Source organism: Desulfovibrio sp. MES5 (assembly GCF_002237645.1).
GTDB lineage: Bacteria > Desulfobacterota > Desulfovibrionia > Desulfovibrionales > Desulfovibrionaceae > Desulfovibrio.
The window spans coordinates 51,867-78,228 of sequence record NZ_MJUZ01000008.1 but is presented as its reverse complement, the minus strand read 5'-3'; the positions used below and the strand labels follow the sequence as shown (position 1 = coordinate 78,228).

The window sequence follows — 26,362 nt, the reverse complement described above, 5'->3', positions numbered from 1 at the left end:
CTTTTGCAAAAGGGTCCCTCCCCCACAAAGAAACTTCAAACGGTTGCTCCTTGCCATCAGACAAAAAACCTCCGGCCTGGGCCGGAGGTTTTTTTGTCAGTGTGTGTCAGGGGGAGTGTGTATTCTCACCCCGTCAGGATTGCTGTCAGGTATGCTTTCAGGGCAAGAGCACAAGGTTGTAGGCATTGGCCTCATCCAGATACTTTTTCGCCACAGCCTGTACCTGGGCCGGAGTCAGCTTTGCGGCCTTTTCTATAAGCTGCCGTTCAAAGTCATAGGGCCGTCCCAGCAGCGCATCGCTGGCGGCATCCGCTGCACGGGATCCAAGGCTCTGCCGGTCACGGTAGTACGCTCCCAACAGCCGGTTGGCCCCGGCCTCCAGCAGCGTCGCTGGCAAAGGCTTTTCCCTGATGTCGCCAATTATCTTGGCAAAGCCTTTTTGGGCTTGCTCCACCTTGTCCGGTGTGGTGCCAATATAAAAGGCCATCATACCCGCCTCGGGCATGCTGCGATAAAAAGCCGTCACCGTGTAGCCAAGCCCTTCCACATCACGCATCTGGCTGAACAGCAGCCCGCTCTGGCCCGAAAGAACGGACTGGAGCAGCATGAGGGCAGGCGCGTCCTCATGAGTTGGCGGCACTGCCGTGAAGGCCTGAAGCACATGGGCCTGGTTGCGGCCGGGCAAATGCAGATCAAGCTTTTTGTCCTGGCCCCACACAGGAGCGCCGGGCGCGGGAATATGCGTTTTCGGCACGGGCAGGGAGCGCGCAAAGGCCAGCACAGCTTCGCGGTCAAAATCGCCTGCGACGGAAAGAACCCACGGCTGCCCAAGCTGTTCCTGCCAGAAAGCGCGTACTTCCTTGCCTGTCAGACGGTCCAGGATTTCCGGGCTGCCGAGGCCGTCATAGCCATAGGGCTGCCCCCCTGGGAAAAGAAAACCGCTGAGTCGGGAGAACAGGTATGACGTAGGCCTGTCTGCACGCTGCCGAATGGCGGCTTTTATGCTGTCGGCCTCACGGCGTATTTCTTTTTCTTCAAAACGCGGGCTGCGCAGCACTTCTGCCAGCATGGAAAAATAGTCCGCGTTGAAACGCGCCGGGCCAGTGATGGACAGGGTAAAGCTTTGCAGCCCGGCGCTGGCGTCGATGGCTGCCGCCCGGTCAGCAAAAAACCTTTCCATTGCCTGGGCATCCAGTTTGCCGCTGCCCGTTGTCAGGGCGCGGGCCGTGAGACCGGCAAGACCTTGCTGGTTGGGCTTGAGGAGGGCGTTTCCGCCGGGCAGCATCATATCCATGGCCACATAGGGCACGGTTGCGTCAGGCAGAAGAATAAGGGTGCGGCCTTCGCCCAGCTGCACCACCTCGCGCTCGCCCGCCTTCATAGCGCGGGCCTTTTGCGCGTGGTCGCCATCAGCCCCTGGCCAGTTCTGCTGCAATATGGCCTCAAGGTCAGGCAGTTTCGCACCCTCGGGGGCCAGCACGCGCACACGGGCCTGCCGGGGATTGAGCCACTGCTGCAGCGCTTGCGCCAACTGGGCAGTATCCACATTGCGCTGGGCAAAACGCAGGTTCATCTCGGCCTGTTCGCCGCCCAGTTCGAACTGCACGGTACCCAGCCACGAGGCCAGGCCGTTGAGCGTTTCACCGGCGCGGTCCATATTGTCCTCAAGGTTGAACCTGGCGCGCGCGATGGCTTCGGGCTTGAAGCTTTCAGCCTTGAGCGCCGCCATATCCCTGGTCAGTTCACGCCAGAAAGGCTCCACCTTTTCCACATCAAGCTGCGCGCTCAGGTACACAAGCCCGGCCCGCGCCAGGCTCATGTTGCCCATGCCGATGCTGTCCACCATCTGCTTTTCATACTTGAACTTGCGGTACAGTTCCGAAGTGCCGTCGCCGCCCAAAAGATAGCAAAGCACGTCAAGGTCGACAGACCGCAGGTCACGCAGGCCGGGCGCGGGGAAGGCCATTCCCATATACACCTTGTTCCAGGGGCCGTAGACGACCTCCACGCGGGAACCGCCTGCGGCATCAGTCAGGTTTATGGGCTGCACTTCGGCAAGGTCGCCGCTGTTGGTCAGCCCGCCAAAAAGTTTCTGACTGTAGGCCAGCACCGCTTCCGGCTCAATATCGCCCGCCACAAGAAGCAGCATATTCTGCGGCTGGTACCAGTGCCGCACATAGGCGCGCAGGTCTTCCGCCGTCAGGGCGCGGATGGTGTCCTTGAAGCCGATGATGGGACGTCCGTAAACCGTGTGTTGCAGAGCCGATGTCTGCAGGCTTTCAAACAGCCTGCTCATGGGCGAATCCTGATCGCGCTCCAGTTCGGAAATGACCACCTCTTTTTCCGACTCCAGTTCCTTGGGATCAAGCGAGGGCTGGAAGGCCATTTCCTTGACCACATCCATGCCTGTGCGCCAGTGCGCGGCGGGCATGTCGGTCATATACCAGGTTTTGTCAAAACTGGTCGCAGCGTTGAGGTAACCGCCAAGGGCCTCCACATCGCGGGCAACCTGCCCTTTGGGCCTGTGCTCGGTTCCCTTGAAAACCATATGCTCCAGCATATGGCTTATGCCCGCCTGTTCCGGCTTTTCATTAGCCGATCCGGTACGGACATAAAGGCGCGTGGCCACCAGAGGGAAACGCGCATCCTTGACAATATAGACTGTAAGCCCGTTGGGCAGACGTGTGAGCATACGGTCGTCTTTGCGAACCGTCTCGCCACTGGCCGCCTGGGCCGCTGATGACAGAACCAGTATGAAGGCCAGAGCCACCAATGAGAAAAAGCGCCGCATGAATCCTCCTGCGCTACGGCCACAGCCGCTGTTGATGTCAGGCTTTTCAGCGTCATGCTGCCCGTTGTGGGCGGCATGAGGGAACAGCCTTGCAGGGATGAAAAAAAACGGGACTTCTCAGCCCCGTTTTTTATAATAGTTCTCAACGCGCCATGAAGCAAGAGCCGGGGCCTGTCTGTACGCGCATGGGCCACCCAGCCACTGGGCCTGTTCCCTCCGCCGTAGAAATCCTTTTCAGCGCGCATCAGGGACAACCGCATTTTATTGGGGGTATTTACAAAAGCCTGCGCCGAGCAGAGGAGCATTTTCGTGATTGGCCTGCATGACGTGATATTCGGAAGGCACTGCCCGCCATCAACACAAAAATCTCTTAAAACTACAGTATGATACAATAAAAGTTTTAGGGGGTGGGGGCGTGGGGCCCTTTTACAAAAGGGCCCCTCCCCCACAAAGTATTTCTGCTTTACAAAACGTCGCTCTCACACAAAGTATTTCTACTTCGCAAATGGCCCTCCCCCACAAAGCACTTCAACGCAAAACGGCTCTAGTGATTGGCCGCCTGAAGTTTGGGCAGGGTATTGGCCCCGTGGGGCAGCAGTGTCGCGCGCATATCCTTGCCGTCGTTGAGCTTTTTTGCCAACGCGAGGGCATCGTCCAGGGTTGTGACAATGTGGATCTTTGTTTTGGCAAAGTCCGCCGCAGCCATAGAGCAGACCATGATGAGGTTGTGCTTTTCCGCCGATTCCGCGAACAGAAAACCCACATAGCTGCCAATGGAAAAATTCTCGCGCAGGTCTTTCTCGCGCGCTTCCATATTGTCAAAATCGCGAATCTGGCGCTCTGTGTCCGGGCTGCCGAAACCTTCGGTGCAGGCTGACAGGATGATGATAGTTCCGCCTTCGTTCACCACCGCGAGAGCGTTGGCCAGGGTTTTGATGGTCTGGTAAAAATTGATGTCCTTGGGTGCGCCGCCCGCGCTGGCAATGACCAGAGGCGTGCGCTCGGCCACATTGACGCCGTCGATGGCGTCAACCAGTGCACAGGCCTCGCGGTGGGCCTGCACCATGTCGCCAGCCACGGCCTTGATGATGTTGTAGTTGTCGTCCACCACCACGTTGAGCAGAAAACTGGGTTTGGCCAGCAGCGCGGCTTCTTCAAGATCGGTGTGAAAAATATTGCTGTTTTCCATATTGGCGCTGCGCACGGCGGCATTGCTGCCGCTGCCAAAGCCCTTGTTCAGCGCCAGATTGTGGTGGCTCTGAATGGTCTCATAACTGGCTATGCCGGGCAGGAGGTATTTGGGGCCGCCGCCGTATCCGGCCAGAAAGTGGTACACGACGCCGCCGGTCAGAATGATATGGTCGCTTTCCATAGCAATGCGGTTAAACCACACCTCAGTGCCGTGGCTGGTGACGCCAGCCTTGACCATATCCGCCGATTCCCGACACTTGTGGTCAACAACCCCAATGCGATTGTAAATATCTTCGGACACAATGGCGATGTGTTCCTCGCGCGACATGGGACGGTGCGTGCCGGTGGCCGTGAGAATGCGGATGTCCGCATCGCGGATGCCGCATCTGTTCAGGCGGGCCACCACAGCAGGAACATAGACATTGGGCGACTGCCACAGACGCGTGGAATCAGGCACGACAACGCATACGGTCTGGCCGGGTTTGAGCATTTCCTCAAGCCTTGGTGAACCAATGGGGCTATCCAGAGCATCGTTGATATGCTCCAGCGCACTCTTTGTAGGCAGCGCAACCGTATTGGAATGCAGTTCAGCCGCTATAAGGCCGCTGCCAAGCTCCACAGAAAATTCCCTGTCGCCGTATTTCATGTAATGCTGTGCCATGAGTCGTGTCCTGTTTGTTGCTGTACGCAAATACAGCGCATGGCTTATTCGAGATGATTATGCCATCGCGCCAGTTCGTCAGGAACTGTTATGCCTCATGCCGGGTTTTGTGAAGTGGTAAAAATTCCGGTCAGGCGCGATATCAATGCTGCGCAAACAGCGCGTTGCCCGTCATCACAAGACCCGCACAGGCCAGCATGATATCGATAAGAAGGCGAAAAGTCGCTTCAGAGAGGCCTAGCACAAAGCGTTTGCCCAGAAAGGTGCCCACCGCCAGCGCCGCCCCCACGGCAAGGCCCTGGCACAGTATGGGCAGGGGCAACCCGCCCACAGCCCCAAAAGCCAGAGCCTTGGCAAGGTACACGGCTATGGAGGCGGCCGCTTCAGTGGCAAGCAGCGCGCCCTTCGCCAGCCCGAAACCGGCAAAAATGGGAATGGTCAGCGGGCCTGTGGAATACACAACTCCCGTGAGATAGCCCACAAAGCCGCCAGCCACCGCCATTTGTCCAGGCCCCAGCCGCATGCCGCGCGTACGGCTGACCCTCCGCAAACCAATGAGTACAAAAAAGAAAAGACCGATACACAGGTTGGAAATGTCCGCAGGCATAATCCAGAGCGTTCGCACGCCCAGCACAGCCGCAGGCACGGCCGTCAGCGAATAGCAGACAAAAGCCTTGAGGTTTATCTGCCGCCGCCAGGCTGCCACGCGCGATGCGTTGCCCGCAATTGAAGCAACTGCCATGATGGGAATGGCGGCCTTGGGGCCAAAGGCCAGACTCAGTACCGGCAGCAGGATTATGGATGACCCGGTACCCACAACCCCGCTCACAGTCCCGGCCACGACGCCGCATAAGGCAATAAGCGCGTATATCACGGCTGCCCCAGGTTCTGCGTAACATTAAAAGAGAGTGATCTGCCCAGTCCAGAGCAAATAAACTATGGGATGGTGTGGCGTCAGGAGGCGCGCTCTCTGAAACACCCGCTTCAAATCAGAAAACTCTTTGTACCACACTAAAATATACCAAGAGTTTTAGGGGTAGGAGCGTATGGGAGGGACCCTTTTGCAAAAGGTCCCTCCCATACAAAGCATTTTGAAGTGACGTTGTTCTAGCCGCCGAGGTACGCTTCCTTGACCTTGGGGTTTTCCAGCAGGTCCCTGCCCGGCCCTTCCAGCACCACCCGCCCCACTTCCAGAATGTAGGCATAGTGCGCTACGGAAAGTGCCGCATAGGCGTTCTGTTCAACCAAAAGCACGGTTTTGCCATCGGCATTGATGCGCCTGATGATTTCAAAAATCTCGCGCACCAGCAGAGGAGCCAGGCCAAGAGAGGGTTCGTCGAGCATCAGCAGGTCGGGACGGCTCATGAGCGCCCGTCCCACTGCCAGCATCTGCTGTTCGCCGCCCGAGAGGGTGCCGCCCTTCTGCCAGCTGCGCTCTTTAAGCCGGGGAAAGAGCGTGTATACCCACTCGATGTCGTCCGCGATTTCCTTGCGGTCACTGCGGGAGTACGCGCCGAGCATCAGGTTTTCCTCCACCGTCAGATGCGGCAGAATGCGCCGCCCTTCGGGCGAGAGCGAGATGCCCCGCCGTACCATGTCCTCGGGTTTAAGGCCCATCAGAGAAGCAGGGGCTTCGCCCTCGTGTCTGGTGAGCAGAATCTCGCCAGTCACGTTTTTGTTCAGCCCTGCAATGGAACGGATAATACTGCTCTTGCCCGCGCCGTTGGCTCCGATGAGCGTCACTATACTGCCGCGCGGAATCTTGAGGCTCACACCCTGCACGGCCTGAATGCCGCCATAGCGCACATGAAGGTCACGAATTTCAAGCATACTGCACCATATCCATTATATCTCCAACCCGTGTGGCAACTTTTGAGCCGCGCATCAGAACATGCCGCCCGCGCCCATATCCTCGCCAAGATAGGCGCGAACCACCACCGGATTGCTGCGAATTTCTTCCGGGTCGCCTTCAGCGATAAGGGCGCCATATTCCATAACCCAGATATACTGGCATACGCCCATGACAACCTTCATGTCGTGCTCGATAAGCAGAATGGTCAAATCAAATTCGTCACGAATATGACCAATAAAGTGCATGAGATCGAGGCTTTCCTGGGGGTTCATGCCTGCGGCGGGTTCGTCCAGCAGCAACAGGCGCGGCTCCGTAGCCAGGGCGCGCGCTATTTCAAGACGGCGTTGCGCCCCGTAGGGCAGACTGCTCGCAAGATCATCAAGGTGTGCGCCAAGGTTGACCCTTTCGGCCAGCTGGCGGCTTTTTTCCCTGATTTCAGCTTCTTCACGGTAAAAGGACGGCAATCCCAGGGGGGCCATCCACCAGGGGCAATGCCGCCGTACGTGGCAGCCGACCATGATGTTTTCGAGCACGGTCATATGCTGCGAGAGACGGATGTTCTGAAAGGTACGGGCCATGCCGCGCCGACAGATATCATAGGGCTTCAAACCCTTGATGCTCTGTCCGTCAAGGATGACTTCGCCTTCCTGAGGCGTGTAAAAACCGCTCAGCACATTGAACGCTGTGGTTTTTCCCGCGCCGTTGGGACCGATGATTCCCGCAATGCCCCCCCTGGGCAGGGCCAGAGAAAGCTCGCTCACCGCAGTTACGCCGCCAAAACGCATGGTCACGTCCTTGGCGACCAGCAGCGCTCCTTCGTAATGAGGGGGACGGGGCAGATGGAATTCGCTCATGCCTTTTGCCTCCTCAAAAATGCGCCTATCCGCTTCCAGGTCAACTCCCTTGTGCCCATGATGCCTTCCCGCCTGAACAGGATGATGCCCAGCAGCACAAGCGAAAAGACCACCATTCGCATGCCGGGGATGCCCGGTATTTCAAACAGACCAAAGATGTCTATGGGTTCTTCAATGGCGCGCAGCCATTCCAGAAGAATGGTGATGATGGTAGCGCCAAGGAGGCTCCCTGTCAGCGAGCCAAGGCCGCCAGCGACCACAAACATAAGCACGTTGAAGGTCAGCAGAAAGTTGAACATCTTGGGGTCAATGGTGGAAAGATGGCTGCCCAGGAGCGCACCGCCCACTCCGGCAAAAAACGCGCCGATGCAGAACGAAAGCACCTTGTTCCAGAACACGTTGATGCCCATAACGCTGGCGGCGATTTCATTGTCTCGTATACAGCGCAATACGTTGCCGTAATTGCTGAAGACAAGCCGCACCAGCACAATGAGCGTGAGGAGCATCCATCCGTAACACACGAGAAGCGTGGCGTGCGAGGGTATGCCCTTGATGCCCAGGGAGCCGTTGGTGATGGGGGTGGCGTTGACGATGAGCACCCGGATGATCTCGGCAAAACCAAGCGTGGCTATGCCGAGGTAGTCATCCCCAAGACGCAGCACGGGGACGGCGATAAAAAAGGCAAATATGGTGGCGACCACCCCACCGGCCAGAACCGATGCCCAAAAGGGCGTAAACAGTTCAGAGAACGGCCAGATTATGGGTTCAAGAATCCACATCATTTCCTTCTGTTCCGGCGGCAGAATGCACAAAGCCGAAACATAGGCCCCCACGGCAATGAAACCGGCATGCCCCAGGGAGAAAAGACCTGTGAACCCGTAGATGAGGTTGAGCGAAAGAGCCAGGATAGCGTTTATGAAAATGAGCTTGGCGATGTAAATCTGGTAGTCGCCAAGAAAAAACTCCGCCTGCCATACCGCACAGCCCACCAGGGCCATGGCCAGTATGCTCAAGATCGTGCTGCTGTTCAGGCGCATCAGATTTTCTCCTCCGTGCGTTCGCCAAGCAGGCCTGTGGGCTTGTAGAAGAGCACAAGCACAAGCAGCACAAAGGCAAAGGCGTCACGGTAACCAGAAAGCTCCGGCATGAAGGCCACGGTCATGATTTCAACGAAGCCCAGAGCCACGCCGCCGATAACCGCCCCCTGGATGGAGCCGATGCCCCCGAAAACGGCAGCGATAAAGGCTTTGAGGCCAGGCATGATGCCCATATAGGGATGCACCTGAGGATACCGCAAGGCCCACATGATGCCCGAAGCCGCAGCCAGCGCCGAGCCGATGCAGAACGTCAGGGCAATGATGTTGTCCACCTTGACCCCGAGCAGACGCGTGGTTTCGATATCCTTTGATATAGCTCGCATGGCAAGGCCCGGCTTGGTGCGGTAGACCACATACAGCAGAATGCCCACAAGCACCATGGTCATACAGGGCACAAGCGCGGTGAGCGGCAGGATGCGCAAACCACCGATCTGCCATTCAGACACGAGCCAATCGGGTTGCAGCACGGGACGCGGTTGGCCGGTAAAAATCACCACGGCCAGGCTTTCAATAAAAAAGGACACGGCGATGGCGCTGATAAGCGCCGAAATTCGTGGAGCGTCACGCAGAGGCCGGTAAGCCACTCGTTCAATGATGACACCCAGCAGACTTGCACCTGCAACGGAAACCACAGCGGCCACAGCCCAGGGCCAGCCAAAAGCAAAGGTGCCAAAAAAGACAAAATAGGCGCCAACCATCAGAATGTCGCCATGGGCAAAGTTAATAAGTCGTAAGATACCGTATACCATGGTGTAGCCAATGGCTATCAACGCGTAGAGCGATCCCAGGGTAAGGGCGTTAAAACAATGCTGCAGAAACATGTCAAGGCTCATGTAGCCACCTCGGCAGCCGTTCGCGGTAGCGGCGGATCAAAGGCCGCAAAACCCCCTCCGCGGACGGCAGCAAAAAAGAGGAAAAGCGCCCCGCGGCGCTTACGCCGCGGGGCCGAAAAAAACAACCAGCTTACTTGGGCGTCACTTCACCCACGTAAACGCGCTTGCCATCTTTGTATTCAATGATGCCCACGGGCATTTCTGCGTCGTGGGTGGCATTGATGGAAAGCAGGCCGAGAGCGGTGGGCAGATCCTTGGTTTCGGCCAGAGCCTTGGCAATGGCCTGGGGCTCGGCGGAGTTGGCGCGCTTGATGGCGTCAAGAATAAGGAAGTAGGTGTTGTAGCCAAGAGCGCCGTTAACGTTGGTTTCCTTGTCAGGATAGGTGGCCTTCCAGGCTTCGGTGAAGCGCTTGGCGGCTTCGCTCATGTTGGGCATGGCGGGGTCGTAAGGGAAGGTGGTGTGCAGGAAGCCTTCAGCAGCCTTGCCGCCGAGCTTGAGCGTGTCGGGGTTGTCCATAGCGTCCGCGCCCATAAGGCGGAACTTGGCGCCCAGTTCACGGGCCTGCTTCATAATGATGGCGCCTTCAGCAAAGTAGGCGGGCATGAACACGATGTCGGGTTTTTTGGCAATCAGTTCGGTCAGCTGGGCAGTGAAATCCTGGTCGCCGGAGCTGTACTTGAGGGTAGCGACAACTTCGCCGCCCTGCTTTGTGAAGGACTTGGAGAAGAAGTTGGACAGGCCCACGGCATAGTCGTTGGTCATGTCCATAAGAACGGCGGCCTTCTTGAAGCCCAGGTTTTCGCGGGCATAGGTGGCCGCAGCGGCGCCCTGGTAGGGGTCGATGAAGCAGGCGCGGAAGTAGTACTTCTTGCCCTGGGTCACAAGAGGATTGGTGCAGGAGGTGCCGACGCCGGGAACTTTGGCCTTTTCGGCGATTTCAGCGCCAGCCATGGCAAGGGAAGAGCCGTAGGTGCCGATAAGGGCCACGACCTTGTCACGTTCCACAAGGCGCTTCACGGCATTGGCCGCTTCAACCTTGTCGGACTTGTTGTCCACAACAACCAGTTCCACGGGACGGCCAAGAACGGTGGGCATTTCTTTGTGGGCCAGACGGACGCCTTCAAGCTCAAGCTGACCGCCAAAAGCATTCTGCCCGGTCAGGGGAAGGTAAACACCGATTTTGACAGGAGCGGCATCAGCGGCAGGCGCCTGGCCAGCAAAACCAAGGGTGAGCGCCAGCCCGGCCAGCGCTGCAAAAAGTTTTCCCAGTTTCATCCTTTCCCTCCAGGTTTTTTGTGTTCGCAGGGCGACGCCAAAGGGCGGGCCACTAGACCCGTATCCTAAACAATTTGGACGAAGCCTGCAATTCAGAAAAGCCCATGATCTCATAAAAATCAGGTAAAAAGACCGGCATAGCGGGCGAAAAGTCGCTTGCCAGGACGTGAGAAACGGTCCCATTCACCCGTAAGTGCCAGGCCGGGAACAATGGCCCGCACCACAGGCAGATCAAAATCCTTCCGGCTGATATCCACGTAAAGTGGACCCCTGCCATGGTCAACCAGCACGGCCTCAAGCAGGCGGCAGTTGTCTGCGGGCGATGCGAGGCTGTAGTCCGGCAGATCTTCAAGAAAGCGCACAGGCAGGCCGGCAAGGCCGGGGCCGGAAGGCCGGGGCCGCGTGCTTTGGGACGTCGAATACGGCCAGGGAGTTTCGGTAAGGGCCGCCAGGGCTGCCCGCTGACCATTGAGGTTGGCTCCCGTGGCGCGGGCAATGCCGCCGTCACGCCCCATCACAAAGCATTGGTACGCAGGAAGCCCGAACTCGGTGGTAATATCCTGAAACTGCACGCTGATGCCACAGGCCGCGTAGTCATCAAGCAAAGATTGTATACGGTCGTCACGGCTTTTAAGGCGGAAACACCGCGAGCGGCTGAAGGGCGTGGTGGCTTCGGCGTCGCGCTCAAAAATCTCGGTCAGGGCAGCCTGTCTGGCCTCGTCCACAGTATTGCCCGAGGCAAGCCCTGTTGAACCGCCTGCCAGAAACAGGGCCGGTTCATCCAGATTGCAGAACAGGAACACGGCCTGAGCCGGAACCAGCACCGGGCGGCCATCGCCCCCCACGGCGGTGAGCCAGTGCAAAGGCGCATCCATATACGGCGCTTCAACCGGCAAAAAATTTGGATCAAGAGCCGCCCTGCCCTGTGCCTGCAGTTCAGAAAAACGGGCCTTGTAGAGAGGCATGGCATGCTTGCGGCCAAGCACCTGCCCTGCTTCGCCCTTTGCGCCAGCCATGGCCGGGCCAACACTCACATAGGCACTGGCCCTTTCAACAATTTCCATAGCATAGGAAGCCCGGGCCGCTGCCAGAGACATCCCCCGTCCGTAGGCAGTGGCCTGGCCGCGCAGCCGATGGCGCACAGCGCCGCTGCACACCTCGATGTCCACCTGCCAGGACCGCAGCAGGGCTATGGGCGAAAGCGAAGCTTCGTGGCGCATTTCGGGCCCGGCGATGGTTCCCGACTCCATAAGGGCATCCAGCGCGCTCAAAAAGGTCTTCTGCGCTGGCGGGCGTTCCCAGGCTGGCGCAGGGTCAGCCCGCAGTCGCGCATGCTGCGCCGCCATGCTGTCCGCATGGGCCGCCATGGCAAGGGCTGTTTTTTTGATTTCTTCATCCGGGAACAGCGGGGCAATGCCAGTTTCAGATGGATGCGGCAAGGCATGATGCTCGCAGATATTGCCGCGAAAAAGCTCGCTCCAGGCGGCGCTGGCTTGCGCGTCGGGCTGGCTTGCCGCGCGCAGGTAGAGCGCAGGACTGGCGTGAGCCAGCCGACTGCCAGCATCGGCGGGAAAACCGGCGCAGGCCTGCGCATGCTGGGGCAGCAAGATGCCGCATTCAAGCAGCAAGGCCGCCAGAACCGGCTTTATGAAGGCGTCGTTGACTGCATCATAGCAGGTGCCCGCCAGGCGGGCCAGTTCTTCGGTTTTTTCAGCGCTGAGCAAACGCAAAAGATGCTGATGCAAAAAATCATCCATAGGCGCGGCTTCAAGACGAGCCAGAGCGGCGGCAAAATCAAGATCAGACGGCGGCACACAGGAAAAATATCCCGTGGTGGCTTCGGTCTGTTCATGCGTGTAGGCGTAGTTGAGTATTGGCAACTGGTCGGTGGAAGGCGAATCGTCCCTGATCATGTCAACTCTCTTTGGCTGTTTTAGAGCATTTTCACTTTGAAATTGCTCTGGCGACCGCGTGGGCAGTCGCCCGCAGCGAAGGCGCAAGCGCCATTTATTTGCGCTGTTAAGCGCCGAAGCAAGCGCGTCTTAACTTTTGAGAATGTCCATTCTCAAAAGGAATCTGCTCTAGACAGAATGTGCCCAACCCAACCTACACTTTTACTGGGAAAATGCCAGACCAAAAGCAGCGCTCTATTATGCACAAAAAAGCGGGCCGCAAGCGGCCCGCCATAAAAAACGAAAGCCCTGACATGCAGGGCTTTCGCAAAGCGATTAACGCTTGGAGTACTGGTACCGTGCGCGGGCAGCGCGCAGGCCGTACTTTTTACGTTCTTTCTTACGGGCATCCCGGGTGAGGAAGCCGGCTTTCTTGAGCATGGGGCGCAGGGCCGGGTCAACCATCAGCAGGGCACGGGAAATACCGTGACGCACAGCTTCGGCCTGACCGGTCACGCCGCCGCCAGCCACATTAATGCGCACATCAAGCTTGTCGGCAAGCTTGGAGAGCACCAGAGGCTGACGAATGATCATCTGCAGGGTCTTGCGGGGAAAGTAGTCCTCGAAAGAACGCCCGTTGACCGTGATGCCGCCGGAACCGGCATAGATGCGGGTACGCGCCGTGGCGGTCTTGCGACGGCCGGTGCCGTATTCAAATTTCTCGCTCATGGCATTCTACTCCTTAATGCGGCAGCGTCAGCGGCTGGGGATTCTGGGCCGTATGGGGATGTTCGGTCCCGGCGTAAATCTTGAGTTTCTTCAGCATGGCGCGGCCCAGGCGATTCTTGGGCAGCATGCCCTTCACGGCGGTCATGAGGACGCGGGAGGGCTTATCGGCCAGCACGTCGCCGAGAACGGAGGTCTTGAGACCGCCGACCCAGCCGGAATGCCGGTAGTATTTTTTATCGGTCATTTTTTTGCCGGTAACTTTGATCTTTTCGCAGTTAACTACCACGATAAAGTCCCCGTTATCCATATGCGGGGCGAATTCAGGCTTGTGCTTGCCGCGCAGGCGGTGGGCGATCTGGCTGGCCAGACGACCGAGCACCTGATCCTGAGCGTCAACCACGAACCATTCGCGATTGATGTCTTTGGGGGTGGGGCTGAACGTCTTCATCGGAGTGACTCCTCACATCTGCAAATATCAGCAGCCCTAGGGCTGCAAAAAAGTTCATTGCGCGATGCGCCGTCGAACGGGGGTGACGACATTTATCGCAGTAAAGATGGCTTCAATACGGCAAAGCCCAGAAACTGTCAAGAGCAGCCGCGCCATTATCCTTATTACAGGGCATAACCCCGGACAGTGACATGAAGCCCTTGAGCTTTACCCCATCTGCCCCTATACTGCCAACTGTTTTTCCGACCCATACCCGGAGAAAGAATGGCGGATATTCGCAAGAGCCTGCTTCAGCTGATTTTTTCTGGCGCATATCTTTTGCGCTGGAACGACAAGCTCCGTCCCGTGGAACTGCTTGAGACCGACAAGCAGGCACACAAGATGCTGCTGGCCTGCGTGCTGTGGCATGAAAACTCTCTCGGTATGCCTGAAGAAAAGCGGGTTCGCCTTGCCAACGATATCATTGAAGGCGGACTGTTTGACTATTTTTACCGCCTCATCATCACCGACATCAAGCCCCCCATCTTTTATAAAATCAAAGAAAACCCCGATCAGCACCGCCAGTTGACCGAACATGTGCTGGAACGGCTGCAACCAGCCCTTTCGCCCCTGGGAGACTTCTGGCAGCGCATGTGCCGCTGGCACCACAGCCCCGACGAAGACAATTTGCCCCGCCGCATACTGACCGCCGCCCACCTCTACGCCTCACAGTGGGAATTCAACCTCATCAAGCCGCTCAACAGCCCCTTTGACGAAGAGATGGATGATATCGGCCAGTCCTTTGTGGACAGGCTGGACAGCTTCAGCGACCTCAACGGCCTTGATCAGATGCGTCAACAGGGTACGGCGCTTATCCGCCTGGCCAACCTTTGCGGGCAGCTGCGCTTTCAGATTCGTTGGACGCAAGCGCCGCGCATTCCGGCCACCTCCGTTCTTGGGCACATGTTCATTGTGGCCAGCTTCGCCTATTTTTTCAGCCTGTCTGTAAACGCCTGCCCCGCGCGGGCCAACAATAATTTTTTCTGTGGGCTTTTTCATGACCTGCCAGAGGTGCTCACCCGCGACATTATCTCGCCGGTCAAGCGATCCGTGGCAGACCTGCCCAAAATTATCAAAGAGTATGAAGAAAAAGAGCTGGAGCGCCGCATTTTTGCCCCTCTTCGCCAGCAGGGCTTCACCGCGCTGGTGGAACGCATATCCTACTACCTTGGGCTTGATGTACGGTCCGAATTTCAGGAGTGCGTGCGGCGCAACGGCAAGATTGAGAAAATAGACGACTTCGCCGCATTGCAGCAAGACTGCAACCAGGATACGCTGGATCCCAAGGATGGCCGCCTCATCAAGGATTGCGACAACCTCGCGGCCTTTCTTGAAGCCCACAGTTCCATCCGCAACGGCGTTTCGTCACCGCACCTGCTTGAAGCCCGCGTCCGTCTGCTGACCCTGCTGCGCCAAAGCCCCCTCACCTGCCTCAAACTGGACTCTCTTCTGGCAGACTTTGACTAGCCGCCAGGCTTACCACCGCCATGCATACCATCACACGCCTTTGTACCACTTTGCCCTCCCCGGTTCCCGGCGCTGCAACGCATGGTCGGACAGCCCTGCTCGCCCTGTTTCTCGCACTGACGGCATGGCTTGCGCCATCCACTGAAGCTTTGGCGCTCACCGCCTCCAAGGGCCTTTCTTTTTACGCGCGGGATATGGAGTACTATTACAAGGAAAAGCGGCCTGAAACCCTGCCGGGCATTCTGCGCACGTTTGACGCGCAGAACGTCCTGTACGACCGACAAAAACAGCTCACCCTGGCCGCGTTTCTTGCCGAAGCCCTCAAGTCCGAGCCCACAGCCCGCCAGACGCTGCTGGCGCAGGTTCCCACGCTGAGCAGGGACGGCAAGCGCACGCTGGCCTGGGCCGTGCATCTGGCCCAACTGACGGACGAAGCGGCCCTTATGAACCAGTTGCTGGACAGACAGGACGCCATACTCCTGCAGCAGATCCACCAGAATCCCACGCCTCTGCTGAACTGGGACATCACCAGCGAAAAGACCGTGTTGCAAATGTATTGGGCCGCATACACAGCTTCGGGCAATGTGGCCTATCTGGACGCCATTATTGATGCGGCCCTTCGCTACGCTGACCTCAACTCCAGCGGCAGGCAGAATGATCCGGCTTTTTCCGTGAGCCAGACAGCCGCCGCCTCCCTGTACGAAATGAGCCCGCGCCACGACGCCGTCCACGACCGCGTGCAGCAGAGACTTAAGGGACTTTCCGGCCCGAGGGCGGAAACCCTGCGAACCATTTTGCGAAAATAGGGCGATATTATTTTGAAATGTTTATGGTGAGGAAAGATTTTTGTGGAGGGAAGAAATACTTTGTGGGGGAGGGACCCTCTTTAGATCAGATTAACTTTGAAATGCTTCACATTTCAAAGTTGTCATTCTGCCGAAAATGCGATTTACGGCAGAATCCACGCCACGTTGTGGCGCGCTGCACTCTCATGCAGCGTTAGGGCATTTAACTTTGAAAAAAGTTAAATGCCCTAAAAAAGGGCCCCCTCCCCCACGCCCCCCCCCTAAAACTCTTGGTGTATTTACGTGACGCACCAAGGGTTTTCTGATCTGGAGCAGGGGTTTCAGAAACAGCGTCTTTCTAACATCACACCTTCTCAAAATTATCTGCTCTCGCGCTCGCCGCCCTGACCAGCATAGATTCCCCCTTCCTGACTCATACGTCATACCGTTGTACGCGGGCTATCGTCATACGGCGTGGTGGAGTCCCTACTGCAGCGCATGCCTGATTGGCATTGCTGCCAGAGCTTTCACTCATACGTCGCCTACAGCAAGGGCACGGCCACAAGCAGGCCAGCCATTATCATGAGGCAGGCCCCGGCCAGGATTTCAATGAGCGTAAGACGTCTGCTCAAAAGGCTCCGCACCGCCGGATGTCCGATGGCGGCGGCAAGCCCGGCGTCCCAGGCGAAAACGAGTCCCGCCATCCATGCACCCGCAAAAAGCTGCTGTTTCAGGCTGGCGGCTGAACCCATTATGGTGGTCATGAGCGTGAGGTAGAAAATGGCATTCTTGGGATTGAGCAAGGCTGACGCCAGCCCGGTAAGCAGTTGTCTGCCAGCCGCAAGGGGTGCGGCCGCGTCAAGGTGAAAATTCGCGGGCTGCCGTCCGGAACGCACAAGCGCCCAGCCCACCCACAGCAGATATCCCGCCCCAGCCAGTTCCATGCAGCGATAAAGCCAAGGCCATTGCCGGATGAGCGACCAGCCCGAAATGGCCAGGGCAATATACAGGGCATTGCCCAGCGCAATGCCAAGACAGATGAACGCAGCCCCGCGCAAACCACGCCGCGCCGCGTGCCCCACCACCAGAAAAAAATCCGGGCCGGGGCTGAGCAAGGCCATAAAATGCGCCAGCGCCAACGCGGGAAATGTGGGAGCTATGAACTCCGCAAGAATCTGTGTCATGAGATATTGCCTCCTGCACAGACCCTAATCCCCTGCCGGATTATTTCTTGTACGAATGTGACGCGCTCTTGCGGTAGCAACCAGGCGTTACTGAGTAGAACTTTACAAACATGCGGTGCAGGTGGCTCTGATCCGCATACCCGGCGGCAGCGGCGGCCTCCGCGATGCTTTTGCCCTGGCGCAGCAGGCGGCGGGCCTTTTCAAGGCGCAGGCAGTGCAGATAACTTACAGGGGGCAGGCCTGTACCCCGCCTGAAGGCGCGGGAATAGCTTTCACGGCGCAGACCGGATATTTCCGCCAGTTGGCCCACAGCGTGACGCTCCGTGGACAGGCTGCCCTCCTCCCCGGCTGGCAAAAACCGCGCGATATTGGCGCTGTCCTCGGCGGCGGGCCTGAAGCAGCCATGCGCAACCTGCATTCTAACCAGCATATCCAGCAGCGCCTGCTCGCTGTCTGCACGGCCAACCAGCATTGCCTGTATGGCTTCAAGGCCGTCCGCAAAAAGCGCGCTGTCCCGAATCAGGGGAAGCGCCGCTTCACAGTTTTCAGGCAGCCCCAAAACCGGGCAGACGCGTTGCGCGAACCAGCGGCAATCCACGTGCGCCATGTGGTAGCTTCTGGGCTGGCCGTCCACAGGGTTGCAGCTGTGAGCGACGCCCGGCCCGATAAGCACAAGATCGCCCACCTGCGCCTCGTGCATCTGGCCGTGGAGCCGAAACCGCGTGCGCCCTTCAAGAATAGCCCCGAGAGACCAGCTGGAATGAAAGTGTTCCGCGTAGGGCTGCACGCTGTCCAACGTTGTCCGCACCTCCACAAAGGGCAAGGCTTGCGGAACGGCAAACTTCTGTACGGCAGAATGGGATTCATGCGCCATGGCAGCACCAGCAATGAGTGAAAATAGACCTGTTTTTTTCGATGAAGCGCCCCGTCAGACTCCAACGCCCATTGCGGACGCATGCGGCCTGACGCTGACACCCGAAACGGCTGTGCCAACTGCCATCATGCGGACGCACAGCCGGAAAGCTGAAAACGACGGCATCAACATGTACAACATGTACTGTGGCTGGAGCGGGACAATCCTGAACCGTGCGACGCCTGAAGACGCTTTCTCTGAAACCCCCGCCCCAAATCAGAAAACCCTTGGTATTGTTCTAACACACAATAAAAGTTTTAGGGGGTGGGGGCGTGGGGGAGGAGACCCTTTTTCAAAAGGGTCCCTCCCCCACAGAGCATTTCCTCCCCACCAAATTAATGCGCGGAACCCCAGTCATTGCCCACGCCCCAGTCGACCACCAGCGGCACTGAAAGGGGTTCGTTGCCCGGCATAACCGCGCTCATAAGCTCGGCGACGCGCGCTCCGGCAGCCTTGGCGGCGTCCTGCGGCACTTCCAGCAGCAGTTCGTCGTGCACCTGAAGCAGCAGGCTGGCTTTGCAGTCCTGCAGTTGCGCGTCCCTGGCCACGGCCAGCATGGCCATCTTGATGATGTCTGCGGCTGAGCCCTGAATCACCGTATTGATGGCCTGGCGTCTGGCCAGCGCGTAAGCCTGCCCGTTGGCCGAATGGATGTCGGGCAGAAGGCGGCGGCGGCCGCCAAGCGTAACCACGTAGCCTTGGCGCTTGGCCGTGGCTTCAATTGATTCGTAAAATTCCTTGAGGCCCGTGAGGCGCGAGAAATAGCGCGCAATGAATTCCTTGGCCTCATTGGTGGTGATTTTAAGCTCCTGGGCCAGTTTTTGCGCACCCATACCGTAAATGAGGCCAAAGTTGATGGTCTTGGCATTACGGCGCTGGTCAGGGGTCACCTGGTCAGCCGGCAGGTCATAGACCAGGGCGGCCGTACGGGCGTGAATGTCCTCGCCTTTGCGAAAAGCTTCAAGCAGGGCTTTATCTTGCGACATGTGCGCCAGAACGCGCAGTTCCACCTGCGAGTAGTCGGCGGACACCAGGAAATGATCGGGCCTGGCGATGAAGCAGGAGCGCATGCGCTTGCCGAGTTCGCCACGCACGGGGATGTTCTGCAAATTCGGATTGCTGGATGAAAGACGCCCTGTGGCCGTGGCCTTCTGGTTAAAGGTCGTGTGGACGCGCCCCTGGCTGTCCATAAGACGCGGCAGAGGGTCAAGATAGGTGGAGCGCATCTTTTCAAGCTTGCGGAATTGCAGGATACTTTCCACAACGGGATGGCGACCCGCCAGTTTTTCAAGGGTTTCCTGGCTGGTGGACGCCTGCCCGCCCCTGGTTTTGCGCGGCGAAGGAAGATCAAGCGTACTGAAAAGCACGTCGCCAAGCTGCTGCGCCGAGCGGATATTGAATTCCTTGCCCGCCGCCGCGTAAACTGCGGCCGTCAGCTTGTCGAGCTCGGCCTGCACATCGGCAAGAAAAGCCTCGAACGCGGCAACGTCAATGGCTATGCCCCGGCCTTCCATATCCGCCAGCACCGGGGTCAAGGGCAGTTCAAGGTCATTATAGAGCCGCAGCAGATCATCCTGCAGCATGCGCGCTTCAAGCACCGCCGCCATGCGCAGAGCCAACAGCGCGGGGCCGGGGCCGTCGTCGCGCAAGGGCGCGCCCCAGTGCACGGCAAGGCGCGGCCAGCCGTAATCACTTTCCTCAGGATTTATAAGATAGGCGGCCAGGCCAATATCCATAAAGAAATCCGGGGATTTTTTTCGCGCAAGCTCACGCCAGCAAGGAGCAGCGGCCAGCAATACTTTGAGGTCAGGCGTGATTATGCGCCGCGCGTGGGAGGCCCAGGCGCAAAGTTCGTCCGCGCGGCCCATCCAGCAGACATCCTCGCCACCTGTCACAGCCGCATGAGGAGCGGCCCCCGCGCCTCTGGGCCATACCAGGGCCACGTCAACGCCATTGCAGTCCGGCATATCCGCAACAGCATTCACTTGCGGAGCAGTTTTTTCTTCGGCCACATCAAGAAGGCTCATCTGCGCTCCTGCACCCTTGGGCGGCTGTGGCTGCGCCCCCTGCCCCTGAGCAGCAGGGCTGGCCCCGCCGGTTTTTTCTGCCAAAGGCGTAGCGGGCGAGCCGGATGCGAGGGATGTGGCGGATGTGGCGGATGCGGCGGATGCGGCGGATGAAGCGCCGTTTTGCGCGCGGGGCTTTGCCCCTTCTGCGGCAGCGCCAGACTGGCCGGCAAGCTGCATCCTCTCCAGCGACGCCATTTCGCGGCGCAGGGCGTGCAGCTCGAATTCTTCGGCCATGGCCGCGCAACGGGCCGCGTCGATGGGCCGCACCTGAAGGTCGCTCAGTTCAAGGCCGGTGCAGACGTCCAGCGACAGCGTGGTCAGCTTGCGCCAGGTGAACATGTCGTCCAGATGGTCGCGCAGCTTGTCCTGAAGCTTGGGAGGCAGCAGGGCAAAATGGTCGCGGATATCCTCAAGGGTTGGGCATATCTCAAAAATCTTGGCGGCGGTTTTGGGGCCAATGCCGGGCACGCCGGGGATATTGTCGCTGGTGTCGCCCACAAGAGCCTGCACATCGGGCCATTGGGCCGGGGTCAGGCCGCTTTCTTTCGTAAACTGGTCGGAAGTAAGCAGTTTTTCGTCCTTGAAGGCCGGGTCCCACATAAAAACATTGGGGCCAAGGCATTGCTTGAGGTCCTTGTCGCCGCTGACAATGACCACAGGGCGCTCTTTTGAGAGGCGCGCTGCCAGGGATGCTATGCAGTCGTCGGCCTCGCAGCCGTCGGAAACCTCAAGGCTCATGCCGAGGGCAGTGACCATGCGTTCGATGGGGTCCATCTGCCGGATCAGGTCTTCGGGGGTGGCGTCACGGTTCGCCTTGTACAGGGGGTAGATGTCATGCCTGAAATTCTTGCCCTTGCCATCCTTGACGAACAGAAAATACTGCGGCCTTTCCTCGCGCAGAATGCGCAGAAGCACACGGGTCACCACCACCAGCGCGTTGGTGGGAAAACCGTCGGAACGCTGCATGTTTCTGTTGGCGAAAAATCCCCGATAGATAAAGGCGGAGCCATCCATCAGAAAAACAGGGTCCGTGGCAAGATCAAGGCGGTTTTTTAAAGACATGACGGATCGTGGGTTGAAGGTAAAAAAGCCTCTGCGCTTTTTGCGCATGTGGCTCTTGCGGATAAACCAAGCCATGCGTATACTATATTGATGGAAACAAGTCCGCAAGTGACAGCTTCCATTCAGGGGCCGCTCCTGCGCGTGAGCGTGGGGGGCTGCTGGAATATAGATACGGCCTGGCCCCCTGAAGCCAGAACCGCCCTCGAATCTCTGGCCGATCAGAGTATTCAGGAACTTTGCCTTGAGGCCGACAATCTCGAAACCTGGGACAGCAGCCTGCTGGTCTTTCTTGTGCAGCTGACAAAGACGGCAGAGGATCGCAAGCTGCGCATCCAGAACCATTTGCCTGAAGGTCTCGAGCGTCTCCTCAAACTGGCTTTTGCCGTGCCTGCCAAAGCGGGGTCTGACCGCAAAAAAGAAAGCCTCAATTTTGTGCAGCGTGTGGGTCAGGCCACCCTCGACCTGCCGCCGCGCGTAACAGACTTTGTAAGTTTTGTGGGCGAGGTGACTCTGGCCGTGGGCCGTCTTATCGTTGGCCGTTCGCAAATGCGCCCGCAAGATCTGCTGGCAGCCATGCAGGAATGCGGAGTGCAGGCGCTGCCCATCATTTCCATAACCAGCATGCTTTTTGGCCTTATCCTGGCCTTTGTGGGCGCGGTGCAGCTAACGCAGTTCGGCGCGCAAATATATGTGGCGGGGCTTGTGGGCATAGGCATGCTGCGTGTTATGGGCGCTGTTATGGTTGGCGTGGTCATGGCGGGCAGGGTCGGCGCCGCCTATGCCGCCCTCATCGGCACCATGCAGGTTAATGAAGAGGTGGACGCCCTGGCCACCCTGGGCATTTCTCCCATCGATTTTCTGGTGCTGCCCCGCGTGGTGGCGCTGACGGCCATGATCCCCCTGCTGACTCTGTACGCGGACCTTATGGGCGTTATAGGCGGCTATGTGGTGGCCATCACCATGCTGAAGATCAGCCCTATGGAATACGTCAACGCCACCATGCAGATGGTCCCCTACAAGCACGTCTTCATCGGCCTCACCTATGGCACGGTTTTTGGCGTTATCATTGCCATGACCGGCTGCTTTCAGGGCATGCGCTGCGGGCGCAGCGCCCAGGCCGTGGGGCAGGCCACTACCACTGCCGTGGTGCACGCCATTGTGGGCATTATTGTGTCCACAGCCATAATAACCGTCATCTGCAACGTGATGAACATCTGACATGCCCAGCAGCAATACCATGACACCATCCCCATCCCCCCTGCCCGCCGGAATCGCCGAAAATGCCCGCCCTGCCCCGGATGGGGAACAGGGGCAGCCCGTCCAGCCGGATCAGCAGGAAGTGCGCATCAGCGTAAACCAGTTGCAGGTCGGGTATGGTTCTTACGTTCTCATGCGCGATGTGACATTTGACGTGCGTGCCGGAGACATCTTTTTTATCACCGGCGGCTCGGGATGCGGCAAAAGCACGCTTTTGCGGGTACTCATGGGGCTGAAGCCGCCGCAGTCCGGAAACGTCCTGTATGGCAAAACCGACTTCTGGGGCAGCAACGAAGATGAGCGCCACCAGTTGGTGCGTGAAACAGGCGTGCTTTTTCAAAGCGGCGCGCTGTGGAGTTCAATGACCCTGGCGGAAAACGTGGGCCTGCCCCTGCAGCAGTATACCGACCTCAGCGACGAGGCCATACGCGAACAGGCCAAACTCAAGCTGGCCCTGGCAGGCCTTGCCGGTTTTGAAGACTACTATCCGTCTGAAATCAGCGGCGGCATGTGCAAGCGCGCCGGATTGGCCCGCGCTCTGGCCCTTGACCCCAAAATTCTTTTTCTTGACGAGCCCTCGGCCGGGCTTGACCCCGTCAGTTCCCGTCTTTTGGATGATCTCATCCTTGAGCTGCGCGCAAGCCTCGGCACGACCTTTGTGATTGTTTCACACGAACTGGCCAGCATTTACGCCATTGCCAGCAATCTTATTTTTCTGGATGCCCAGACCCGCCAGGTGGCCGCCTGCGGCAATCCGCACCAGTTGCTGCACGACCCCGGCACAGCGCCCAGCGCCATGCTCTTTCTGACCAGGGGTGAACGCAGTCACGCCGAAACCGATCAGACGGAAACGTCCGGCGACTCCGAGCCGGACAAAGGAACGGCCCAATGAGTTCACAAAAATACAAAACCACGGTCGGCGCCTTTGTGCTGGGGGGGCTGGCCCTTCTGGCACTGGGATTCATCGTGCTGGGCGGGGGCCGTCTGTTCAGCAACGACATGCAGTACGTGCTCTACTTCGACGGCTCTGTCAGCGGCCTTTCCACTGGCGCTCCGGTAGTGTTTCGCGGGGTTCCCATGGGCAGCGTGACGCGCATCAACCTTGTGGCAAACACGCGGGATTCCAACGTCACCATCCCCGTCTACATCCGCATTGACGAACAAAGCTTTGTGCGCGCCAGGGGCTCGGCCCCCATTTCAGAATCCGTGCGTGAAGAAATCGTGCGCCGGATGGTGCAACGCGGCCTGCGCGCCCGCCTGCAGCTGCAAAGTCTTATCACGGGGCAGTACCGCATCGAGTTGGACTTTTTCCCCGGCACTCCGGCTGTCTTCCGCTCCGGCACGCCGGATTCGGAAATCCCCACCATACCCTCCCCCATCGACACCCTGCAAACCACGCTTTCACAGTTGCCGCTGGAGTCCATGGCCAGAGCCCTGGACAAAATACTGCAAAATCTGGCTCAGGGTCTTGCCGACGACAGCCTTGGGCGGGGCCTCAGAGCCTTTACGCAGACGTTTGAAGAACTTGATGGTATTCTCAAGAACAGCACACTGCGCCAAAATGCCGAAACCATCCTGCAAAGTCTCAACAAGACAGTGGCCACTGTGGACAATCAACTGCCCGCTACCCTTGCCACCCTGCGTTCCGCCCTTGAAAGCATGAGCCTTGCGGCGGACCAGTTGCGCGTGGTCACGGCCTCGGCCCAGGGCCTGCTCGGTCGGGATTCCCCCACCGTCAACGACGTTCGCCGGTTGATCAAGGACAGCATAGAAACCTTGCGGGCCATCCGCAATGTCGCGCAAATGCTTGAACGCAACCCTGAAGCCCTGATTATGGGCAGACAAGGAAAACGCTGATGCAACGCCAAGCCCTGTTTATTTTTCTGGCGCTCACGGTTTTGCTGGCCGCCTGCGCGCGCAGCACGCCCACCAACTTTTACCTGCTTGAAAGTCGCCTCACTCCCGTCTCCACAGACAGCCTGCCCGCCAAAAGCCTGCGGGTGGCTCCTGTGAGCGTGCCGGAGTATCTGGATCGCGAGGGCATCGTGAGCCGGGTGGGCGAATCAACACAGCTTATCGTGGCCCAATTTCACAGTTGGGGCGAACCTCTGAGCCACGGCGTGCGCCGCGTTACGCGCGAAGTGCTGACCCGGCCCATGCTGGAAGCCGGGATCAATGTTTTGCCTTCCGGTGACGAATCCACCGCCGACTACGTGCTGTATCTTGATGTGCAGCGCCTTGACGGCAATTTTGATCAAAAAGCCGTGCTGGACGTGCGCTGGACCCTGCGCAACAAATTCAATGACGTGCTGGCGCGCGGCATTTTTGTTGATGAAGAGCCTGTGCCGGGCAAGGGCTATGACGTGCTGACCGCCACAGAGAGCCACCTGGTGCAAAAAATGGCGGAACACCTGTCCCGTCGGCTTCCCGGCATCACGGGAGGCAAACAGTGAGCAGGTATGCGGCAGCGCAACGCAGCCGCATACTGCTGGTTGACGACGCGCCGGAAAATCTGCGTATCCTGAGCGAAAGCCTGCGCGCGGACTACACCATCATGTTTGCCAAAAACGGGCCGGACGCGTTGCGTCTGGCCAATGGCACGCCGCAGCCTGACCTTATCCTGCTGGACGTCATAATGCCCGGTATGGATGGCTATGAAGTATGCCGACGCCTCAAGGAAGAACCGGCCACGCGCGACATTCCCGTCATGTTCATCACAGCGCAGAATGAAGAGACAGACGAGGCAACCGGGCTCTCTCTTGGAGCGCAGGATTATATCGTCAAACCCTTCCGCGTATCCCTGGTTCGCAACCGCGTTGCAAACCAGCTCAAGTACAAGCGCTACCGCGACCACCTCAACGAACTGGTGCACGAGCGCACCCGCCAGCTGGTTCTCACGCAGGAGGCCACCATTCACGCCATGGCCACCCTGGCGGAATGGCGGGACACAGAAACCGGGGCGCACATCAAACGTACGCAAAACTACGTCAAGGCGCTTGCCCTGCGCATGGCCAACCTGCCCAAATACCGCGACACGCTGAATGCCGACGCCATTTCATGGCTGTACCTTTCTGCCCCGCTGCACGACGTGGGCAAGGTCGCCATAGCCGACACAGTACTCCACAAGCCCGGCCCGCTCACCGATGGAGAATATGAGGCAATGAAGGAGCATACCACGTATGGAAGAGCCGTTCTTGCCGCTGCGGACAAATTTTTGGGTGAAGACTCTTTTTTGAAAGTTGCCAGCGACATTGCCTACTGCCACCACGAACGGTGGGACGGGCGCGGCTATCCCCGAGGGCTCGGGGAAGATGAAATCCCATTGTCGGCCCGGCTCATGAGCCTGGCTGACGTATACGACGCCTTGCGCAGCCAGCGGGTATACAAGCCCGCCATGCCGCACGAAACTTCGGCCTATATTATTCTTGACGGCAAGGGCACGCAGTTCGATCCTGAAGTGGTGGAAGCATTTCTGGCAATTCAGGACGAGTTCAAGGCCATTGCCGAACGGTACAGCGATTAGGAAAATGTCGCGTTGAACTGCTCTGTGGGGGAGGGACCCTTTTACAAAAGGGTCCCTCCCCTACGCCCCACCCCCTAAAACTTTTGCTGTGTCGAGAGCATGTTACCATTGAAGTGTGCGGTATTTTCAATAAAGACAGCACCGCTATTTATTTGCGCGGTTACGCGCCGAAGCGGGCGTCTTGGAAGCATTGATTCAGGCGTTGTGACGCAGGCTTAAAGCGTTGTGACGCAGGAAACTACGCTTGAAGACAGCATGCGTAACGACACAGCTTGTTCCATACAATCGCTGTCGCCATCCATAGCGATGCTGTCCTGCCCCGTAAGGCGGTTCTCGCCAACGGTTCAGGCAAGCCCTGCGGGCAACGGCTACCGCGAGAATGGATATTCTCAATGCGAAAAGGGTCTAAGGGTTTTTCCGATCTGGAGCGGGGGATTTA

21 protein-coding genes are annotated in these 26,362 nt (G+C 58.3%); 7 read left to right on the top strand and 14 right to left on the bottom strand.

Going from position 1 to position 26,362, the window contains the following annotated elements; all coding sequences use genetic code 11:
- Window positions 1-157: 157 nt before the first annotated feature.
- From BCS36_RS02845 to rplM, 11 genes are all read right to left on the bottom strand, one after another.
- A complete protein-coding gene (locus BCS36_RS02845; RefSeq protein ID WP_291301411.1) occupies window positions 158-2,791 on the bottom strand; it encodes a pitrilysin family protein in 2,634 nt (877 codons plus the stop codon).
- A gap of 544 nt (window positions 2,792-3,335) precedes the next feature.
- Window positions 3,336-4,643 (bottom strand): nickel-dependent lactate racemase, encoded by a 1,308-nt coding sequence (larA, locus tag BCS36_RS02840; protein ID WP_291301410.1) that lies wholly within the window; start codon window positions 4,641-4,643, stop codon window positions 3,336-3,338.
- 142 nt (window positions 4,644-4,785) lie between these two features.
- Complete coding sequence (locus BCS36_RS02835; RefSeq protein ID WP_291301409.1) at window positions 4,786-5,517, bottom strand: sulfite exporter TauE/SafE family protein; 732 nt, start codon at window positions 5,515-5,517, stop codon at window positions 4,786-4,788.
- A gap of 233 nt (window positions 5,518-5,750) precedes the next feature.
- Entirely contained in the window at window positions 5,751-6,473 is a 723-nt protein-coding gene (locus tag BCS36_RS02830) for an ABC transporter ATP-binding protein (RefSeq protein WP_291301408.1), read from the bottom strand.
- A gap of 54 nt (window positions 6,474-6,527) precedes the next feature.
- Window positions 6,528-7,349 carry an ABC transporter ATP-binding protein gene (locus tag BCS36_RS02825; protein ID WP_291301407.1) on the bottom strand — a complete coding sequence of 274 codons (822 nt, stop codon included), beginning with the start codon at window positions 7,347-7,349 and terminating at the stop codon, window positions 6,528-6,530.
- On the bottom strand, window positions 7,346-8,386 hold the full coding sequence (locus tag BCS36_RS02820) for a branched-chain amino acid ABC transporter permease (RefSeq protein ID WP_291301406.1): 1,041 nt from the start codon (window positions 8,384-8,386) through the stop codon (window positions 7,346-7,348). The genes BCS36_RS02825 and BCS36_RS02820 overlap by 4 nt, the downstream gene beginning before the upstream one ends.
- Window positions 8,386-9,279, bottom strand: coding sequence for a branched-chain amino acid ABC transporter permease (locus BCS36_RS02815; RefSeq protein WP_291301405.1), 894 nt, complete (start codon window positions 9,277-9,279; stop codon window positions 8,386-8,388). Before BCS36_RS02815 ends, BCS36_RS02820 begins: the two co-directional genes overlap by 1 nt.
- A gap of 130 nt (window positions 9,280-9,409) precedes the next feature.
- Window positions 9,410-10,555: an ABC transporter substrate-binding protein gene (locus BCS36_RS02810; RefSeq protein WP_291301404.1), complete on the bottom strand. Its 1,146-nt coding sequence runs from the start codon at window positions 10,553-10,555 to the stop codon at window positions 9,410-9,412.
- Window positions 10,556-10,674: 119 nt separating this feature from the next.
- Complete coding sequence (locus BCS36_RS02805) at window positions 10,675-12,468, bottom strand: YcaO-like family protein (RefSeq protein ID WP_291301403.1); 1,794 nt, start codon at window positions 12,466-12,468, stop codon at window positions 10,675-10,677.
- Between the two features lie 315 nt (window positions 12,469-12,783).
- On the bottom strand, window positions 12,784-13,176 hold the full coding sequence (rpsI, locus tag BCS36_RS02800) for a 30S ribosomal protein S9 (protein WP_183718183.1): 393 nt from the start codon (window positions 13,174-13,176) through the stop codon (window positions 12,784-12,786).
- Between the two features lie 13 nt (window positions 13,177-13,189).
- The gene (rplM, locus tag BCS36_RS02795; protein ID WP_179979370.1) at window positions 13,190-13,624 is read right to left on the bottom strand and encodes a 50S ribosomal protein L13; all 435 of its coding nucleotides are present in this window, start codon (window positions 13,622-13,624) and stop codon (window positions 13,190-13,192) included.
- Window positions 13,625-13,888: 264 nt separating this feature from the next.
- Between rplM and BCS36_RS02790 the strand changes: the two genes are divergently transcribed.
- Both BCS36_RS02790 and BCS36_RS02785 read left to right on the top strand, forming a co-directional pair.
- Window positions 13,889-15,130 (top strand): HD domain-containing protein, encoded by a 1,242-nt coding sequence (locus tag BCS36_RS02790; RefSeq protein WP_291301402.1) that lies wholly within the window; start codon window positions 13,889-13,891, stop codon window positions 15,128-15,130.
- Window positions 15,131-15,150: 20 nt separating this feature from the next.
- Complete coding sequence (locus tag BCS36_RS02785) at window positions 15,151-15,936, top strand: translation initiation factor 2 (protein ID WP_291301401.1); 786 nt, start codon at window positions 15,151-15,153, stop codon at window positions 15,934-15,936.
- Between the two features lie 521 nt (window positions 15,937-16,457).
- On the opposite strand, the gene BCS36_RS02780 is transcribed toward BCS36_RS02785, so the two are convergent.
- The 3 genes from BCS36_RS02780 to BCS36_RS02770 form a co-directional block, all read right to left on the bottom strand.
- Entirely contained in the window at window positions 16,458-17,099 is a 642-nt protein-coding gene (locus tag BCS36_RS02780; RefSeq protein ID WP_291301400.1) for a LysE family transporter, read from the bottom strand.
- Window positions 17,100-17,139: 40 nt separating this feature from the next.
- On the bottom strand, window positions 17,140-17,973 hold the full coding sequence (locus BCS36_RS02775; RefSeq protein ID WP_291301399.1) for an AraC family transcriptional regulator: 834 nt from the start codon (window positions 17,971-17,973) through the stop codon (window positions 17,140-17,142).
- Window positions 17,974-18,347: 374 nt separating this feature from the next.
- Entirely contained in the window at window positions 18,348-21,143 is a 2,796-nt protein-coding gene (locus tag BCS36_RS02770; RefSeq protein ID WP_291301414.1) for a DNA polymerase I, read from the bottom strand.
- 108 nt (window positions 21,144-21,251) lie between these two features.
- Between BCS36_RS02770 and BCS36_RS02765 the strand changes: the two genes are divergently transcribed.
- From BCS36_RS02765 to BCS36_RS02745, 5 genes are all read left to right on the top strand, one after another.
- The gene (locus BCS36_RS02765; protein ID WP_367209122.1) at window positions 21,252-22,361 is read left to right on the top strand and encodes an MlaE family ABC transporter permease; all 1,110 of its coding nucleotides are present in this window, start codon (window positions 21,252-21,254) and stop codon (window positions 22,359-22,361) included.
- Between the two features lie 172 nt (window positions 22,362-22,533).
- On the top strand, window positions 22,534-23,292 hold the full coding sequence (locus BCS36_RS02760; RefSeq protein ID WP_291301413.1) for an ABC transporter ATP-binding protein: 759 nt from the start codon (window positions 22,534-22,536) through the stop codon (window positions 23,290-23,292).
- Entirely contained in the window at window positions 23,289-24,257 is a 969-nt protein-coding gene (locus tag BCS36_RS02755) for an MlaD family protein (RefSeq protein ID WP_291301397.1), read from the top strand. Before BCS36_RS02760 ends, BCS36_RS02755 begins: the two co-directional genes overlap by 4 nt.
- Window positions 24,257-24,853, top strand: coding sequence for a membrane integrity-associated transporter subunit PqiC (locus BCS36_RS02750; protein WP_291301396.1), 597 nt, complete (start codon window positions 24,257-24,259; stop codon window positions 24,851-24,853). The genes BCS36_RS02755 and BCS36_RS02750 overlap by 1 nt, the downstream gene beginning before the upstream one ends.
- Complete coding sequence (locus tag BCS36_RS02745; protein ID WP_291301395.1) at window positions 24,850-25,923, top strand: HD domain-containing phosphohydrolase; 1,074 nt, start codon at window positions 24,850-24,852, stop codon at window positions 25,921-25,923. Before BCS36_RS02750 ends, BCS36_RS02745 begins: the two co-directional genes overlap by 4 nt.
- The last annotated feature ends 439 nt before the right edge of the window (window positions 25,924-26,362 follow it).